Origin of the sequence: Pseudomonas allokribbensis (assembly GCF_014863605.1) — a bacterium.
Lineage (GTDB): Bacteria > Pseudomonadota > Gammaproteobacteria > Pseudomonadales > Pseudomonadaceae > Aquipseudomonas > Aquipseudomonas allokribbensis.
The window spans coordinates 6186102-6201488 of the sequence record NZ_CP062252.1; the positions used below are offsets into that span (position 1 = coordinate 6186102).

Consider the following 15387-nt stretch of genomic DNA (forward strand, 5'->3'; position numbering starts at 1 on the left):
AGCCCGAAGGCTGCGATCCTGTGCTCAGAGAGGTTTGGCCGCCGCTGGACTGACCATCTTCGCCAATCCGAGGTTCTTCAGCGCCAACTGCAGCGAGCTGTGGATAACTTGCGGGTTATCGATAGTCATCAGTTCCGCCAGCAGATCCTTGGCCTTGCTCAGGTTGATCTGACGCAGCATCCACTTCACCTTCGGCAGGTTGGTGGCGTTCATTGACAGGCTGTCGAAGCCCATCGCCATCAATAGCACCGCGGCCGCCGGGTCACCGGCCATCTCGCCGCAGATGCTCACCGGCTTGCCTTCGGCATGGGCGTCGCGCACCACGGTTTGCAGGGCTTGCAGCACCGCCGGGTGCAGGTAGTCGTAGAGATCGGCCACCCGTGGGTTGTTGCGGTCCACGGCCAGCAGGTACTGGGTCAGGTCGTTGGAGCCGACCGACAGGAAGTCCACCATCCGCGCCAGTTCCTTGGTCTGGTAGACCGCCGCAGGAATTTCAATCATCACGCCCACCGGCGGCATAGGCACGTCGGTGCCTTCGTCGCGCACTTCGCCCCAGGCACGGTGAATCAGGTGCAGCGCCTCTTCGAGCTCGTGGATGCCGGAGATCATCGGCAGCAGGATCCGCAGGTTGTTCAGGCCTTCGCTGGCCTTGAGCATCGCGCGGGTCTGCACCAGGAAGATTTCCGGGTGGTCGAGGGTGACGCGGATCCCGCGCCAGCCGAGGAACGGGTTGTCTTCCTTGATCGGGAAGTACGACAACGACTTGTCGCCACCGATGTCCAGGCTGCGCATGGTCACCGGTTGCGGGTGGAACGCGGCAAGCTGCTCGCGGTAGATCGCCAGTTGTTCCTTCTCGCTCGGGAAACGCTGGTTGATCATGAACGGCACTTCGGTGCGGTACAGACCGACGCCTTCGGCGCCACGTTTCTGCGCCCGCGCCACGTCCGCCAGCAGGCCGGTGTTGACCCACAGCGGCATGCGGTGGCCATCGAGGGTCACGCACGGCAGGTCGCGCAGGGTATCGAGGCCCAGCGCCAGTTGTTTCTCTTCTTCCACCACGTCGGCGAATTGCTTGCGCAACACTTCGCTGGGGTTGGTGTAGACATCGCCCTTGGTGCCATCGACGATCATGTCGATGCCGTCGACCTTGGCATACGGCAGGTCGACCAGACCCATGACCGTCGGGATGCCCATGGCCCGGGCCAGGATCGCGACGTGGGAGTTGCCCGAACCGAGTACCGAGACCAGACCGACCAGCGTGCCTTCCGGCACCTCGCCGAGCATTGCCGGCGTCAGTTCTTCGCTGACCAGAATGGTTTTTTCCGGGTAGACCAGGTTCTGCTGACGCTCCTCCTGCAAGTAGGCGAGCAGACGACGGCCCAGATCCTTGACGTCCGACGCCCGCTCACGCAGGTATTCATCGTCCATCAATTCGAAACGGTTGACGTGATCGGTGACCACCTGACGCAACGCGCCTTGGGCCCACTGGCCGGTCTTGATCACGGTGGTGATTTCGCTGCCCAGCGAGGCATCGTCGAGCATCATCAGGTAGACGTCGAACAGCGCGCGCTCTTCCGGACGCAACTGGGTCGCCAGTTTGGCCGACAAGGCACGCATGTCGGCGCGCACGCCTTCGATGGCGGTCTTGAACAGCTCCAGCTCGGCATCGATGTCGTCGATGTGCTTGTCCGGCACCACGTCCAGATCCGCCGGCGGCAACATGACCACCGCCGTACCGACCGCTGCGCCCGGCGAACCCGGCACGCCGACGAACTTGGCTTCCTGGATGCCCTTGCCCTGACGGCCCAGACCTCGGATCGAACCGGTGGCCTCGGCGTGAGCGATTACGCCAGCGAGCTGCGCGCTCATGGTCACGAGGAAGGCTTCTTCACCTTCATCGAACTGGCGACGTTCTTTCTGCTGGATGACCAACACGCCGACGACGCGGCGGTGATGAATGATCGGCGCCCCGAGGAACGAGGCGTAGCGCTCCTCGCCGGTTTCGGCGAAGTAGCGGTAGCGCGGGTGATCCGCGGCGTTTTCGAGGTTCAGGGGTTCTTCACGCGTGCCGACCAGGCCGACCAGACCTTCGTTGGGTGCCATGCTGACCTTGCCGATCGAGCGCTTGTTCAAGCCCTCGGTGGCCATCAGGACGAAGCGGTTGGTCTCGGGATCAAGCAGGTAGACCGAGCAGACCTGGCTGCCCATGGCCTCTTTGACGCGCAATACAATAATCCCCAACGCCGCCTTGAGATCCTTGGCGGAGTTAACTTCCTGGACGATCTTGCGCAGCGTATTGAGCATGGCTCGGGGTCGAACTCCGTCGTCAGTCGCGCGCTAAAAGGCGCGGGGCAAGCTCTTTGAGAGCGCGGCGATACACCTCGCGCTTGAATGTCACCACCTGGCCCAACGGATACCAATAGCTGACCCAGCGCCAGCCATCGAACTCCGGTTTACCGGTCAAATCCATCCGCACCCGCTGCTCGTTGGAGATCAGGCGCAGGAGAAACCACTTCTGTTTCTGGCCGATGCACAGCGGTTGGCTGTGGGTTCGCACCAGACGTTGCGGCAAACGATAGCGCAACCAGCCCCGGGTACAGGCGAGAATTTCAACATCCTCGCGTTCCAGGCCCACTTCTTCGTTCAACTCGCGGTACAAGGCGTCTTCCGGCGTCTCCTCGGGATTGATCCCTCCTTGCGGAAACTGCCAGGCATCTTGATTGATACGGCGAGCCCATAGCACCTGTCCGGCGTCATTCGTCAGAATGATCCCGACATTAGGACGGAAACCATCGGGGTCGATCACGGCAACAACCTCGCAAACGCATGTCGCCGCATTGTTCCACAAAGATTGTGAAGGCAGCAATGAAGCTTCCTACCTTATGTGCACTCTTGTGAAAAGACCGTATTCTTGTGGCCTTTTTACTGACTTTTCAGCGGGTAACTGCAATGCGCCTGGCTTTATTCGATTTGGACAACACCCTTCTGGGCGGCGACAGCGATCACGCCTGGGGCGATTATCTGTGTGAACGCGGCTTCCTCGACCCGATCGCTTACAAGGCACGCAACGACGAGTTCTATCAGGACTACCTGGCGGGCAAACTGGATAACGCCGCGTACCTGAACTTCTGCCTGGAAATTCTCGGCCGCACCGACATGGCCGTGCTCGAGCAATGGCACAGCGACTTCATGCGCGACTGCATCGAGCCGCTGATGTTGCCAAAAGCGGTCGAGCTGCTGAAAAAGCACCGCGACGCCGGCGACAAACTGGTGATCATCACCGCCACCAACCGCTTCGTCACCGCACCGATTGCCGAGCGCCTGGGCGTTGAAACCCTGATCGCCACCGAGTGCGAGATGCAGGACGGTCGCTACACCGGTCGCAGCACCGACGTGCCGTGCTTCCGTGAAGGCAAGGTGACGCGCCTGAACCGCTGGCTGGAAGAGACCGGGCATTCGCTGCAAGACAGCTATTTCTACAGCGACTCAATGAACGACTTGCCGCTGCTGGAGCAGGTGGTGAACCCGGTCGCTGTTGATCCGGACCCGAATCTGCGGGCCGAAGCCGAGAAACGCGGCTGGTCGGTCATCTCGCTGCGCGATTGATCTCGAGATCGGGTGCCGGGCCTTAAACCGGCTTGGCGCCCATCAACCCGGCAATCGCGACAAAGCAGACAAAACTGAACAGCGCCAGGGCAAAGCTGAACCTGCCGACGCCGCCCGGCGCCTTGCGCAACCGGTTCAAGCGCACCAGCAGCCAGAACCACGCCAGCGCCGCCACGGTGTACAGCACGCTGGAGGCCAGAATCCACGTCTGCCCCAGTGGCCAGCCCACCAGATGCACCATCCACCAACCCGTAAACGGCATGCTCAGCAGCGCCAGGCCCATCAGCAGCCAGACAAACACCCGTGGCCGCTGCAACGTGCGGCTGCCCGCCGTCGCATCACCTTTGCGCCGGGCCAGTAAAACCCAGACGCCCAGTCCCAGCGCACTCGCCAGCAGAACCACGGTGGCGACCATGTGCGCCGTTTTCAGGGCAGTTAACGTTTCCATTGTCCGATTTCCTTAAGGCCTGCCCATCAGCGTAGCCGCTCAGCCAAGAAACAGCTGATAGGCCGGGTTGTCGCTTTCGTCCCAATACGGGTAGCCGATTTCCGCCAGCGCTGCGGGAACCAGGTGACGTTCTTCATGAGGCACTTGCAGACCGGCGACCACACGACCATCTGCCGCGCCGTGGTTGCGGTAGTGGAACATCGAAATGTTCCAGCGCCCGCCGAGCTTGTTGAGGAAGTTGAACAGCGCGCCCGGACGCTCCGGGAACTCGAAGCGCAACACCACTTCATCGACCACCTGCGCCGCGCGCCCACCGACCATGTGGCGGATATGCAGTTTGGCCAGTTCGTTGTCGGTGAGGTCGAGTACCGGGAAACCCTGTTCGGTCAGGCTCGACAGCAAGGCGCTGCGCGGGTCGTTTTCCGGGTGAGTCTGCACGCCGACGAAGATGTGCGCTTCGCTGCCGGTGTTGTAGCGATAGTTGAATTCGGTGATCTGGCGTTTGCCGATGGCTTCGCAGAACGCCTTGAAGCTGCCGGCCTTCTCCGGGATGGTCACGGCGATGATCGCTTCGCGACCCTCGCCCAGCTCGGCGCGCTCGGCGACGTGGCGCAGGCGGTCGAAGTTGACGTTGGCGCCGGAGTCGATGGCGACGAAGGTCTGGCCGCTGACGCCGCGCTGCTCGACATACTTCTTGATCCCGGCCACGCCCAGGGCGCCGGCCGGTTCGGTGATCGAACGGGTGTCGTCGTAGATGTCCTTGATCGCCGCACAGATTTCGTCGGTGCTGACGGTGATCACTTCATCGACGTAATCCTTGCAGATGTCGAACGTGTGCTGGCCGATCTGCGCCACCGCCACGCCGTCGGCGAAGATGCCCACGGTCGGCAGCACGACGCGCTCACCCGCCGCCATCGCCGCTTGCAGGCAGTTGGAGTCGTCGGGCTCGACGCCGATGACCTTGATGTCCGGCCGCAGGTATTTCACGTACGCCGCGATGCCGGCGATCAGACCGCCACCGCCCACCGGTACGAAGATCGCGTCCAGCGGCTGCGGGTGCTGGCGCAGAATTTCCATCGCCACGGTGCCCTGCCCGGCAATGGTGTGCGGATCGTCGTACGGGTGGATGTAGACGTAGCCTTTTTCATCGACCAGTTTCAGCGAGTAGGCCAGGGCTTCCGGGAACGAATCACCGTGCAGCACCACTTTGCCGCCACGGGAGCGCACGCCTTCGACCTTGATCTCCGGGGTGGTCTTGGGCATCACGATGGTTGCCTTCACACCCAGCACTTTCGCCGCCAGGGCCAGGCCCTGCGCGTGGTTGCCCGCCGACGCGGTGACCACACCGCGAGCGCGTTCTTCGTCGCTCAACTGGGTCAGCTTGTTGTAGGCGCCGCGAATCTTGAACGAGAACACCGGCTGCAAGTCTTCGCGCTTGAGCCAGATGTCGTTGCCCAGCCGCTCGGAGAGCTGGCGGGCGTTCTGCAGCGGGGTTTCTACGGCAACGTCATAAACGCGCGAGGTGAGGATCTTCTTGACGTACTGTTCGAGCATCGGAAAGCATCACTGAGCGGGTTGGGCAGGGCCAACGAGTCTAACCCGGCTTTCGGGCGCACGACCACACGAATCCAGAGGTTTTAGCCCGGCTTGAGGCTATAATGCCGGCCTTTCCGTTCTTACCTTGCCCGCTTCCGGAGCCCGCATGACCCAGGATCAACTCAAACAGGCCGTGGCCCAGGCCGCCGTCGACTTCATCCTTCCGAAACTTGACGACAAAAGCATCGTCGGGGTCGGCACCGGCTCCACCGCCAACTGCTTCATCGACGCCCTGGCCCAGCACAAGGGCGCGTTCGATGGCGCGGTCGCCAGTTCCGAAGCCACCGCCGCGCGCCTCAAGGGCCACGGGATTCCGGTGTACGAGCTGAACACGGTCAGCGACCTGGAGTTCTACATCGACGGCGCCGACGAAAGCGACGAGCACCTGAACCTGATCAAGGGCGGCGGCGCAGCCCTGACCCGCGAGAAGATCGTCGCGGCCGTGGCCAAGACCTTCATCTGCATCGCCGACGGCAGCAAACTGGTGCCGGTGCTCGGCGCATTCCCGCTGCCGGTGGAAGTGATCCCGATGGCTCGCAGCCACGTGGCCCGCCAACTGGTGAAACTGGGCGGCGACCCGGTCTACCGCGAAGGCGTGCTGACCGACAACGGCAACATCATCCTCGACGTGCACAACCTGCAGATCACCAACCCGGTGGAGTTGGAAGCGCAGATCAATGCAATCGTCGGTGTGGTCACCAACGGCCTGTTCGCGGCGCGTCCGGCGGATCTGCTGTTGCTGGGCACCAGCGAAGGCGTGAAGACTCTGAAGGCCGAGTAAGCCTGAAGACCCTGTGGGAGCCTGTCCGCTCCCACGGGGGTTCATTGAAGAATGTCAGTTCTGGTCTGACTTTCTGAAGACATAAAACAGATTCGGCTCGCTCACCAGATACAACGTCCCGTCGTCATCCATCGCAATGCCTTCCGCCTGCGGCACGGTTTTCTTCAATCCTTGCCGACCACCGCTCAACGACATCGTGCTCATCGGGCGCCCGTCCACATCCAGTTCCAGAATCAGCCGCGATTCGTCCGACAGCGCCAGTAGATGGCCGCTGCGCTCGTCGTATTGCAGGCTCGACAGGTCACGCACGAACATCCCGGCGTCGCGCTTGGGGTTGTTGATGACATGCACCGCGTAGGACTTTTCCGGGTTGAAGTGGGGAAAGCCATGCACTTCGTAGATCAGCATCGGATCGCGCTCCTTGGCCACGAACAGACGCTTGCCCACTGAATCGTAAGCCAGACCTTCGAAACCCTTGTTGCCGCTCATGTGCACGCCGAGCGTCATCTGCTCGGCGTCCGCCGCATCGAGGAACGTAGTGTCGTGCTCCAGATGGATCTTGATCAGGCGCTGCTGACGCTCGTCGGTGATCACGTAAGTGTCGGCACTGATGAACTCGACCGCCTCCGGATCGCCGAAACCGATCAGCGCGACACGGCGCAGGATCCGGCCCTCCAGCGACAATTCGATCAGCTCGGCATTCTTGTTGGTGACGGTGAACAGGCTTTTGCGCACCGGATCGTAAGTCAGCGCGGAGACGTCATCGTTCAGCCCCTCGATGACCCGAGCCTCGATGCCCACGCGGTACTGATCCAGATTGATCGCCTCAATGCTGTGGGGCTGCCAGTGACTTTGCAGGTTGAACCAGGCGCGCTCGAACAGACGCAGGTATTGGCCGATCGCAATCAATGCGATCAGGGCAATCACCGAGAGGATGATCAGAAGGGGCTTGGGACGGGCAAATCGACGCATGCGGGCTGGGCTCGGGATCAAAACAGGCGGATGAAATATCACGCCTGTCTGAATCGAAGCTTAAAGGCCACTTGCCCCGGACGACAACCTTGCGGCGGCAGGCGGGTTATTTCTGTTTTTCGAAGCGGTAGAACAGGTTCGGCTCGCTGACCATGTACAGCGTGCCCGCCTCGTCCATGGTCACGCCTTCAGCGCGGGGGATGGTCTGCTTCAGACCGTTGAAGCCGCCCAGCAGGGTCATGAAACTGACCTGTTCGCCCTTCTCGTCCAGCTCCAGCAGCAGGTGCGAATCGGCAGACAGCACCAGGGTGTGACCGGTGCGCGGATCGATAGCAAGGGCCGAGAGGTTGCGGATGTCCAGTTCGTCATTCGGCAGTTTCTGTTTGTCGCCGGTGAGGGTCTGGCTGCCGTCGCTTTTCCAGGTGAACAGCGCCGGCGGGCGCTCTTCGCCCAGCAACAGTCGCTGGTTGCGGGCATCCCAGGTGATGGCTTCGAAGGCCTTGTTCTGGTTTTTCGAGGGGCCGAGGTCGTATTTCGGGAAATCGTCGCGCTTCAGCTCGCGGGTATTGGCATCGACCTTGACGATCGACAGCATGTGCTCACGCTCATCGACAATAGCCAGCAAGCCATTGCCCATGACGGTCACGCCTTCCGGGTTGATCCAGCCCACCAGCGGCATCTTGCGCAGCACGTCGCCCTGCAAGGTCAGCTCGACCAGGAACGGATTCTTGCCCATCACCGAAAACAGGGTCTTGCTCTGCGGGTCGTAGGACAGGTCCGAGGCCTCGTCCTTTTCCATCCCCGGCAACAGCTTGGCGTCGATCACCACCCGATAGTCCGGCAACCAGACACTCGCCGTGCGTTCAGCCGGGCTTTCGAAGCGCTCGCGCACCCACAACAGGCCACGGTCATCCCAATGCATCGCATACGCCAGACCGTAACCGGCCGCGACCACCAGCAACAGCCAGTAATACCAGCGCAGGGCGAAACGTGAACGGCGAGCAGTGTTGAGCTGAGTTTGAGATGACATCAGTGGACGCGTTCCGAAAAATTCAGGCTATGGGTAATAGCACAAAGAGGCCGGCTCAGACGCCAGAATGACCGGAATTATCCGGACAGGATGTGAAAAAAACGGCAAATGGCCGGATTGCCCTGCGCCTTTGCAGGCGGGATCACAAAACAGAAATGGGAGATTGCCAGCCTGAGGGCACACCTCAAACCCGCAATCTCCCACTCGGGAACGCGTTGCCCGGATCAGCGAACGCTGCTGGTGAAGCGACTGGCGCCCGGCAGTTCCAGCACGATGTCATCGCCAACGTTCAGCGGACCGACACCCACCGGCGTGCCGGTCAGGATCACGTCACCGGCCTGCAGCGAGAAGCAGCCGGCCATGTGCTGGATCATCGGCACGATCGGGTTGAGCATCGCGCTGCTGTTGCCGTCCTGGCGCACTTCGCCATTGATGGTCAGGCGGATGCCGATGTCGGTCAGATCAGCAAAGGTGCTGCCGACCACGAACGGTGCAATCACCGCCGCGCCGTCGAACGACTTGGCGATTTCCCACGGCAGGCCCTTGGACTTGAGCTCGGCCTGCTTGTCGCGCAGGGTCAGGTCCAGCGCCGGGGCGAATCCGGAGATCGCGTCCAGCACTTCTTCACGGCTGGGCTTGGTCGACAGCGGCTTGCCGATCAACACGGCGATTTCCGCTTCGTAATGCACGGAGCCACGCTCGGTCGGAATGCTGAAACCACCTTCCAGCGGCACCACGCAACTGCCCGGTTTGATGAACAGCAACGGCTCGGTAGGGACCGGGTTGTCCAGTTCCTTGGCGTGTTCGGCGTAGTTACGGCCGATGCACACCACTTTCCCCAGCGGAAAATGAATCCGCGTACCGTCGACATACTGGTGCTGATAGCTCATTACCGACTCCTGCCTTCATTGACTCATCAGGGATTGCAGATCAAACCGCGAAGATCTTGCCCGGGTTCATGATGCCGTTCGGGTCGAACACCGCTTTGACCGCTTTCATGTATTCGATTTCGACCGGCGAGCGGCTGTAGGTCAAGTAGTCGCGTTTGGTCATGCCCACGCCGTGTTCGGCGGAAATCGAACCGTTGTACTTCTCGACGGTTTCGAACACCCACTTGTTGACGGTGGCGCACTTGGCGAAAAACTCGTCCTTGCTCAGGTTGTCCGGTTTGAGGATGTTCAGGTGCAGGTTGCCGTCGCCGATGTGGCCGAACCAGACGATTTCGAAGTCCGGATAATGTTTGCCGACGATCGCGTCGATTTCCCGCAGGAACGCCGGGACTTTCGAGACGGTGACCGAGATGTCGTTCTTGTACGGCGTCCAGTGGGAGATGGTTTCGGAGATGTACTCGCGCAACTTCCACAGGTTCTGCAATTGGGTTTCGCTCTGGCTCATCACGCCGTCCAGCACCCAGCCCTGCTCCACGCAATGCTCGAAGGTTTCCAGGGCGCTGTTGGCCACTTCCTCGGTGGTCGCTTCAAATTCCAGCAACGCATAGAACGGGCAGTCGGTTTCGAACGGTGCCGGGACATCGCCACGGCCCATGACCTTGGCCAGGGCCTTGTCGGAGAAGAACTCGAACGCGGTCAGGTCGAGCTTGCCCTGAAAGGCGTGCAGCACCGGCATGATCGAGTCGAAATCGGCGGTGCCGAGGACCATTGCCGTGAGGTTTTTCGGTGCACGATCCAGGCGCATGGTGGCCTCGACCACAAAACCGAGGGTGCCTTCGGCGCCGATGAACAGCTGCCGCAGGTCATAACCGGTGGCGTTCTTGATCAGGTCCCGGTTCAGTTCCAGCACATCGCCCTTGCCGGTGACCACTTTCATGCCCGCCACCCAGTTGCGGGTCATGCCGTAGCGAATGACCTTGATCCCGCCGGCATTGGTGCCGATATTGCCGCCAATCTGGCTGGAACCGGCCGACGCGAAGTCCACCGGGTAGTACAGATCATGTTCTTCGGCCGCGTTCTGCAATTGCTCGGTGACCACGCCCGGCTGGCACACGGCGGTGCGGTCGGTGAGGTTGATGTCGAGAATCTGGTTCATGTAGTCGAACGACACCACCACTTCGCCATTGGCGGCCACGGCAGCGGCGGAAAGACCGGTACGCCCGCCCGATGGCACCAGCGCCACTTTATGTTCGTTGGCCCAGCGGACGATGGCCTGCACCTGCTCGATGGTCTTGGGGAACACGATGGCGCTGGGCGCCGGGGCGAAGTGCTTGGTCCAATCCTTGCCGTACGCGTTCAGGGAGTCGGCATCGGTCAGGACCTTGCCAGGCTCGACCAGGGTCTTCAGTTCATCAATCAGGGCAGGATTGGTCATCGACGGAACTCTCGAACAATTCATGGTCATCCTGAGAACGCTTCACGTCGCAGGAATGAGTGATTAGCGGGGCGGCTATGCTAGCATACCGACCCCGCAGGCCAGTGCCCAACGGCGGTTCTGCGGTGACGGCATTCTTGTCGTCAAGGTCAATGTCTGTTGACCATTTCCTGCCATTTTTCTCCGGGATACAGGTTTACGCAGATGAGCAAGACTTCTCTCGATAAGAGCAAGATCAAGTTCCTTCTTCTCGAAGGCGTCCACCAATCGGCTGTCGACGTCCTCAAGGCGGCGGGCTACACCAGCATCGAATACCTGACAGGCTCCCTGCCGGAAGCCCAGCTCAAGGAAAAGATCGCTGACGCTCACTTCATCGGCATTCGTTCGCGCACCCAACTGACCGAAGAGATCTTCGATCACGCGAAGAAGCTGGTGGCAGTCGGCTGTTTCTGCATCGGCACCAACCAGGTTGACCTGGAAGCGGCCCGCGAGCGCGGCATCGCCGTGTTCAACGCGCCGTACTCCAACACCCGCTCCGTTGCCGAGCTGGTGCTGGCCGAAGCGATCCTGCTGCTGCGCGGCATCCCTGAGAAAAACGCTTCCTGCCACCGTGGCGGCTGGATCAAGTCGGCGGCCAACTCCTTCGAGATCCGCGGCAAGAAACTGGGCATCGTCGGCTACGGCTCGATCGGTACTCAGCTGTCGGTCCTGGCTGAAGGCCTCGGCATGCAGGTGTTCTTCTACGACACCGTGACCAAGCTGCCACTGGGCAACGCGACCCAGGTCGGCAACCTGCACGAGCTGCTGGGCATGTCCGACATCGTCACCCTGCACGTTCCGGAAACCGCTGCGACCCAGTGGATGATCGGCGAGAAGGAAATCCGCGCCATCAAGAAGGGCGGCATCCTGATCAACGCTGCTCGCGGCACCGTGGTCGAGCTGGACCACCTGGCCGCAGCGATCAAGGACAAGCACCTGATCGGCGCCGCCATCGACGTGTTCCCGGTCGAGCCGCGCTCCAACGATGAAGAGTTCGAAAGCCCGCTGCGTGGCCTGGACAACGTGATCCTGACCCCGCACATCGGTGGTTCCACCGCTGAAGCGCAGGCCAACATCGGTCTGGAAGTGGCAGAGAAACTGGTCAAGTACAGCGACAACGGTACTTCGGTATCGTCCGTGAACTTCCCGGAAGTGGCCCTGCCGGCTCACCCTGGCAAGCACCGCCTGCTGCACATCCACGAGAACATCCCGGGTGTGATGAGCGAGATCAACAAGGTCTTCGCCGAAAACGGCATCAACATCTCCGGTCAGTTCCTGCAGACCAACGAGAAGGTCGGCTACGTGGTGATCGACGTCGACGCCGAGTACTCGGAGCTGGCGCAAGAGAAGCTGCAACACGTCAACGGCACCATCCGTAGCCGCGTGTTGTTCTGATTCCGCGCTGAGCCACAAAAAAGGGAGCCCCTCGGGGCTCCCTTTTTCATGCCGGGGGAAAAGTCATTTCACCGTCACGGTGATCTTTTCCGAAACGATTGGCGGGTCGAAGGCCATGTGACCCTTGTCGCCCAGTTCCAGCTGCAAGGTGTGCTTGCCCGGCGCCAGGGTCAGTTCGGTTTCGGTCTGGGCCTTGCCGAAGTGGAGGTGGTTGGCATCGGTCGGGATCACGCTGCCCGCCGGGACGATTTCCTTGGCATCGACCAGCAGGTGATGGTGCCCGGTGTTCGCGGTCGGGTCGCCGGCCGGTGCCAGGGCAATGCCTTTGACTTCAAACTTGACCTTGAATGTCTTGTCCACAACGGCACCGCTGCTCGGCTCGACAATACTCACTGAAGCACCGGCCGGTGCCGGTGTAGCGGCGCTGGCCATCATCGAAGCACTTAACAGAAGCCCTGCCAAAGCGGCGCGTGACATGAATGTTTTCATTCTCTTCTCCAGTTTTTCCGTAAAATCCGCGCGGTCATGACAACTTCATGACCATTCGTTGTCGAAGGCACTCGACAACCATAGCAAAGCGAGCCTGAACAGCAGGCCGCGACAATGATTTCAAAGGAGTGACCATGCGCTTTCTGCCTGGCCTGATCTGCCTGCTTCCCCTTCTGAGCCCGCTGGCTCATGCCGAACTGATTGATGACATCAACGACCGTGGCGAGTTGCGCATTGCCCTTGAGGCTAATACACCGCCCTTCAATTTCAAGGACGGCGACACACTCACGGGGTTCGAGGTCGAGCTTGGGCAACTGCTGGCCAACGAGCTGGATGTGCGCGCCGACTTCATCGTCACCGACGAAGCCGATCTGCTCCAGGGCGTCGAAAGCGGCAAGTACGACGTCGCGCTCAACCACATAGCACTGACCCCGGAACTCAAAGATCGTTTCGACTTCAGCGAACCTTACACGCAGGTCAATGCGCAGTTATTGGCGAAAAAGGATGAGCAGCCCCGCCCATTGGTGCTGGTACAGACGCTGACTGAGGAAAAACCGAAGGTCGGGCCGCCGGTAGATCTGGCGATTCCGTTTCAGAAGGGCAACCCGGCGTTCCACGCGAGTCTTGAGAATGCGTTGCAACGGATCAGGACGGATGGGCGGCTGGAGGCGTTGTCGCAGAAGTGGTTGAACGCGCAGGCCACTGAACACCTGAAGTGACGGTGTCTAGTCGAGTGCCTTGAGCGCCTGCGCGGCCTGCGGCAGTTCCAGTTCGCTGAAGACCTGCACGCCATGGCGCTTGAGCAAGGCTGCCGTGACACCTTCGCCACTCACCTTCACCCCACTGAACGTCCCGTCATAGGTCAGCAGGTTCCCGCAGGAAGGACTGTTGGCCTTGAGCACCGCCACACGAATCCCGTGTTTCTGCACCAGCTCCAGCGCCTGACGGGCACCGTCGAGAAACTGCGCACTGACATCTTCGCCTTCCGTGGTGATCACCGCCGCGAGGCCATCGAGCACTTCACTGCCCTGCCCACCCGGAATCTCCGCCGCCGCCCGAGGCGTCGGCAGACCACCGGCCACTTCCGGGCACAGCGGCACGACACGCCCTTCGGCAATCCACTGTTCCAGCAGATCGAACGGCCCGCTGGCGCCACCGTCATAACGCACGCGATGGCCCAACAGGCAGCGGCTCACAAGGATCTTCTGCATCTCAGAACGGCTCGTTGCCACGGCGGCGGAACCAGCCAGTCAGCGACAGGCGCTCGCGATGGGCCGGCAACACTTCATGAGGGACTTCACCGGAGAGAAACACCACCAGACAACCGCCGGTAGGTTGCACGTCATGGACGCGGTCGTTCTCCAGGTACATGCGCAGTTGCCCGCCATCCTCCGGCAGCCAGCCGTCATTGAGGTAGATCACCGCCGAGACCATACGCCGGTCATCGTCGCGAAAACGGTCGACATGCCTGCGATAGAACGCACCCGGCGGGTACAGGGCGAAATGGCACTCGAAATCTTCCAGGCCCAGGAACAACCCACGGTTGAGCGCCTCGCGCAGGCTGTCCATCAGGTTCAGATAACGGTCACTGGCCTCGGCCTGGCCGGGATCGATCCACTGGATATGGTCACCACGAATACCCTCGCGGACCTCCGACAACGGGCCACGCCCGACCCCCGCCGGCGCCAGTTCACCTTCGGCGTCACGTTTGCGGCACTCGGCGGCCAGCGCGCGGGTCAGATCCGCAGGCAGGAAAATGTTCTGCTGCGACCAGCCACGCTCGGCCAGGTCGTCGACGATACGTAACAGCAGCGGGTGTTCAGAGGATATTTGCATGGCGCGCATAGTATGCCTGCGCCGGGAATTCCGACAGAGCCACGCGGCGGCTTGATACGAATTCTCGACAAGTACTGGCACCGCACGGAGAATAGTCCGCTGCTGACAGGAGTCCCTATGCGCCGTTTGCTTTTTTCACTGTTGATGTTCTGCGTTTTGCCCGCCTGGGCAGACGGCCACGACCAGTTGTACAAGGTCGCCGGCTGGCCGGAACAACGCGCGCATTTCAATGACGCCCTGAGCGCCGCGCAACAGCGCTACCAGAACAGCCTGCCGCCGGCGGTGTTTCAGGCGCTGGTGAACAACAGCAATCAGCGCTTCGCCCCCCAGGCCGTGGATCAACGGGCCGAAGCGCAATTGCGCAAAAACCTGGCCGACCCGAAACCGGCCCTGTCGTTCTTTCAGTCACCGCTGGGCAAGAAGATCGTCGCCGCCGAACTGCTGGCGACCCGCCGCGATCAATTGGCCAAAAACGCCAAGGGCCTGCCGAAGATGCCGGCCAGCGACAGCCGCCTGCTGATCATCGGCCACCTCGCCCAGGCCCTGCCCGCCCGCGAAGCCGGCGCCGAAGTCAGCCTGGCGATTGCCGGCGTGGCGGCGGACAGCCTGAGTTCGATGATCCCCGGCCTGCTCGGCGGCGGTCAGGCCCAGGGCATGCTGAACGGTCAACGCCAGCGACTGATGGATCAGATCGGCACCGACCTGAACAACACGCTGCTGTACGTCTATCGCGATTTGTCGGATGAAGAACTGGAAGAATTCGCGACCTTCGCCGAATCCACCGAAGGCAAGGCCTACTATCAGGCAGCGCTGGCAGCGATTCGCGCCGGGCTGGCCGTGGGGCAAAGCACCTCGAACCTCAATCAGTGA

The 15387-nt window shown here is 61.4% G+C and carries 16 protein-coding genes; 5 read left to right on the forward strand and 11 right to left on the reverse strand.

What is annotated here, in order from left to right; all coding sequences use genetic code 11:
• Positions 1-24: 24 nt before the first annotated feature.
• Together ptsP and IF199_RS28495 are read right to left on the reverse strand one after the other, a co-directional pair.
• A complete protein-coding gene (ptsP, locus tag IF199_RS28490; protein WP_192559231.1) occupies positions 25-2304 on the reverse strand; it encodes a phosphoenolpyruvate--protein phosphotransferase in 2280 nt (759 codons plus the stop codon).
• Positions 2305-2326: 22 nt separating this feature from the next.
• On the reverse strand, positions 2327-2806 hold the full coding sequence (locus IF199_RS28495; RefSeq protein WP_003229203.1) for an RNA pyrophosphohydrolase: 480 nt from the start codon (positions 2804-2806) through the stop codon (positions 2327-2329).
• A 143-nt stretch (positions 2807-2949) separates the two neighbouring features.
• On the opposite strand from IF199_RS28495, the gene IF199_RS28500 reads away from it, so the two are divergent.
• A complete protein-coding gene (locus tag IF199_RS28500) occupies positions 2950-3606 on the forward strand; it encodes a histidinol-phosphatase (RefSeq protein WP_096817495.1) in 657 nt (218 codons plus the stop codon).
• 22 nt (positions 3607-3628) lie between these two features.
• Here the strand turns inward: IF199_RS28500 and IF199_RS28505 are convergent, their stop codons facing one another.
• Positions 3629-4054 carry a DUF2269 domain-containing protein gene (locus IF199_RS28505; RefSeq protein WP_085709022.1) on the reverse strand — a complete coding sequence of 142 codons (426 nt, stop codon included), beginning with the start codon at positions 4052-4054 and terminating at the stop codon, positions 3629-3631.
• A 39-nt stretch (positions 4055-4093) separates the two neighbouring features.
• Positions 4094-5608 (reverse strand): threonine ammonia-lyase, biosynthetic, encoded by a 1515-nt coding sequence (gene ilvA / locus IF199_RS28510; RefSeq protein ID WP_096817493.1) that lies wholly within the window; start codon positions 5606-5608, stop codon positions 4094-4096.
• 148 nt (positions 5609-5756) lie between these two features.
• Between ilvA and rpiA the strand changes: the two genes are divergently transcribed.
• Positions 5757-6431, forward strand: a complete 675-nt coding sequence (gene rpiA / locus IF199_RS28515; protein WP_096817491.1) for a ribose-5-phosphate isomerase RpiA — start codon at positions 5757-5759, stop codon at positions 6429-6431.
• A 54-nt stretch (positions 6432-6485) separates the two neighbouring features.
• On the opposite strand, the gene IF199_RS28520 is transcribed toward rpiA, so the two are convergent.
• The 4 genes from IF199_RS28520 to IF199_RS28535 form a co-directional block, all read right to left on the reverse strand.
• On the reverse strand, positions 6486-7403 hold the full coding sequence (locus IF199_RS28520; RefSeq protein WP_192559232.1) for an SdiA-regulated domain-containing protein: 918 nt from the start codon (positions 7401-7403) through the stop codon (positions 6486-6488).
• A gap of 106 nt (positions 7404-7509) precedes the next feature.
• Complete coding sequence (locus IF199_RS28525) at positions 7510-8433, reverse strand: SdiA-regulated domain-containing protein (protein WP_192559233.1); 924 nt, start codon at positions 8431-8433, stop codon at positions 7510-7512.
• Between the two features lie 224 nt (positions 8434-8657).
• Complete coding sequence (locus tag IF199_RS28530; RefSeq protein ID WP_096817485.1) at positions 8658-9323, reverse strand: fumarylacetoacetate hydrolase family protein; 666 nt, start codon at positions 9321-9323, stop codon at positions 8658-8660.
• 40 nt (positions 9324-9363) lie between these two features.
• Complete coding sequence (locus IF199_RS28535; RefSeq protein ID WP_096817482.1) at positions 9364-10758, reverse strand: FAD-binding oxidoreductase; 1395 nt, start codon at positions 10756-10758, stop codon at positions 9364-9366.
• Between the two features lie 204 nt (positions 10759-10962).
• Between IF199_RS28535 and serA the strand changes: the two genes are divergently transcribed.
• Positions 10963-12192 (forward strand): phosphoglycerate dehydrogenase, encoded by a 1230-nt coding sequence (serA, locus tag IF199_RS28540; RefSeq protein ID WP_007953487.1) that lies wholly within the window; start codon positions 10963-10965, stop codon positions 12190-12192.
• 63 nt (positions 12193-12255) lie between these two features.
• On the opposite strand, the gene IF199_RS28545 is transcribed toward serA, so the two are convergent.
• A complete protein-coding gene (locus tag IF199_RS28545; protein ID WP_102619659.1) occupies positions 12256-12681 on the reverse strand; it encodes a DUF4399 domain-containing protein in 426 nt (141 codons plus the stop codon).
• Between the two features lie 134 nt (positions 12682-12815).
• Between IF199_RS28545 and IF199_RS28550 the strand changes: the two genes are divergently transcribed.
• Complete coding sequence (locus tag IF199_RS28550) at positions 12816-13400, forward strand: transporter substrate-binding domain-containing protein (RefSeq protein ID WP_102619658.1); 585 nt, start codon at positions 12816-12818, stop codon at positions 13398-13400.
• Between the two features lie 6 nt (positions 13401-13406).
• Here the strand turns inward: IF199_RS28550 and IF199_RS28555 are convergent, their stop codons facing one another.
• Entirely contained in the window at positions 13407-13892 is a 486-nt protein-coding gene (locus IF199_RS28555) for a 2-thiouracil desulfurase family protein (protein WP_192559234.1), read from the reverse strand.
• Position 13893: 1 nt separating this feature from the next.
• The gene (locus IF199_RS28560) at positions 13894-14526 is read right to left on the reverse strand and encodes a 2OG-Fe(II) oxygenase (RefSeq protein WP_096817474.1); all 633 of its coding nucleotides are present in this window, start codon (positions 14524-14526) and stop codon (positions 13894-13896) included.
• A 108-nt stretch (positions 14527-14634) separates the two neighbouring features.
• Here IF199_RS28560 and IF199_RS28565 point away from each other — a divergent pair, with 108 nt between their 5' ends.
• On the forward strand, positions 14635-15387 hold the full coding sequence (locus tag IF199_RS28565) for a DUF2059 domain-containing protein (protein WP_192559235.1): 753 nt from the start codon (positions 14635-14637) through the stop codon (positions 15385-15387).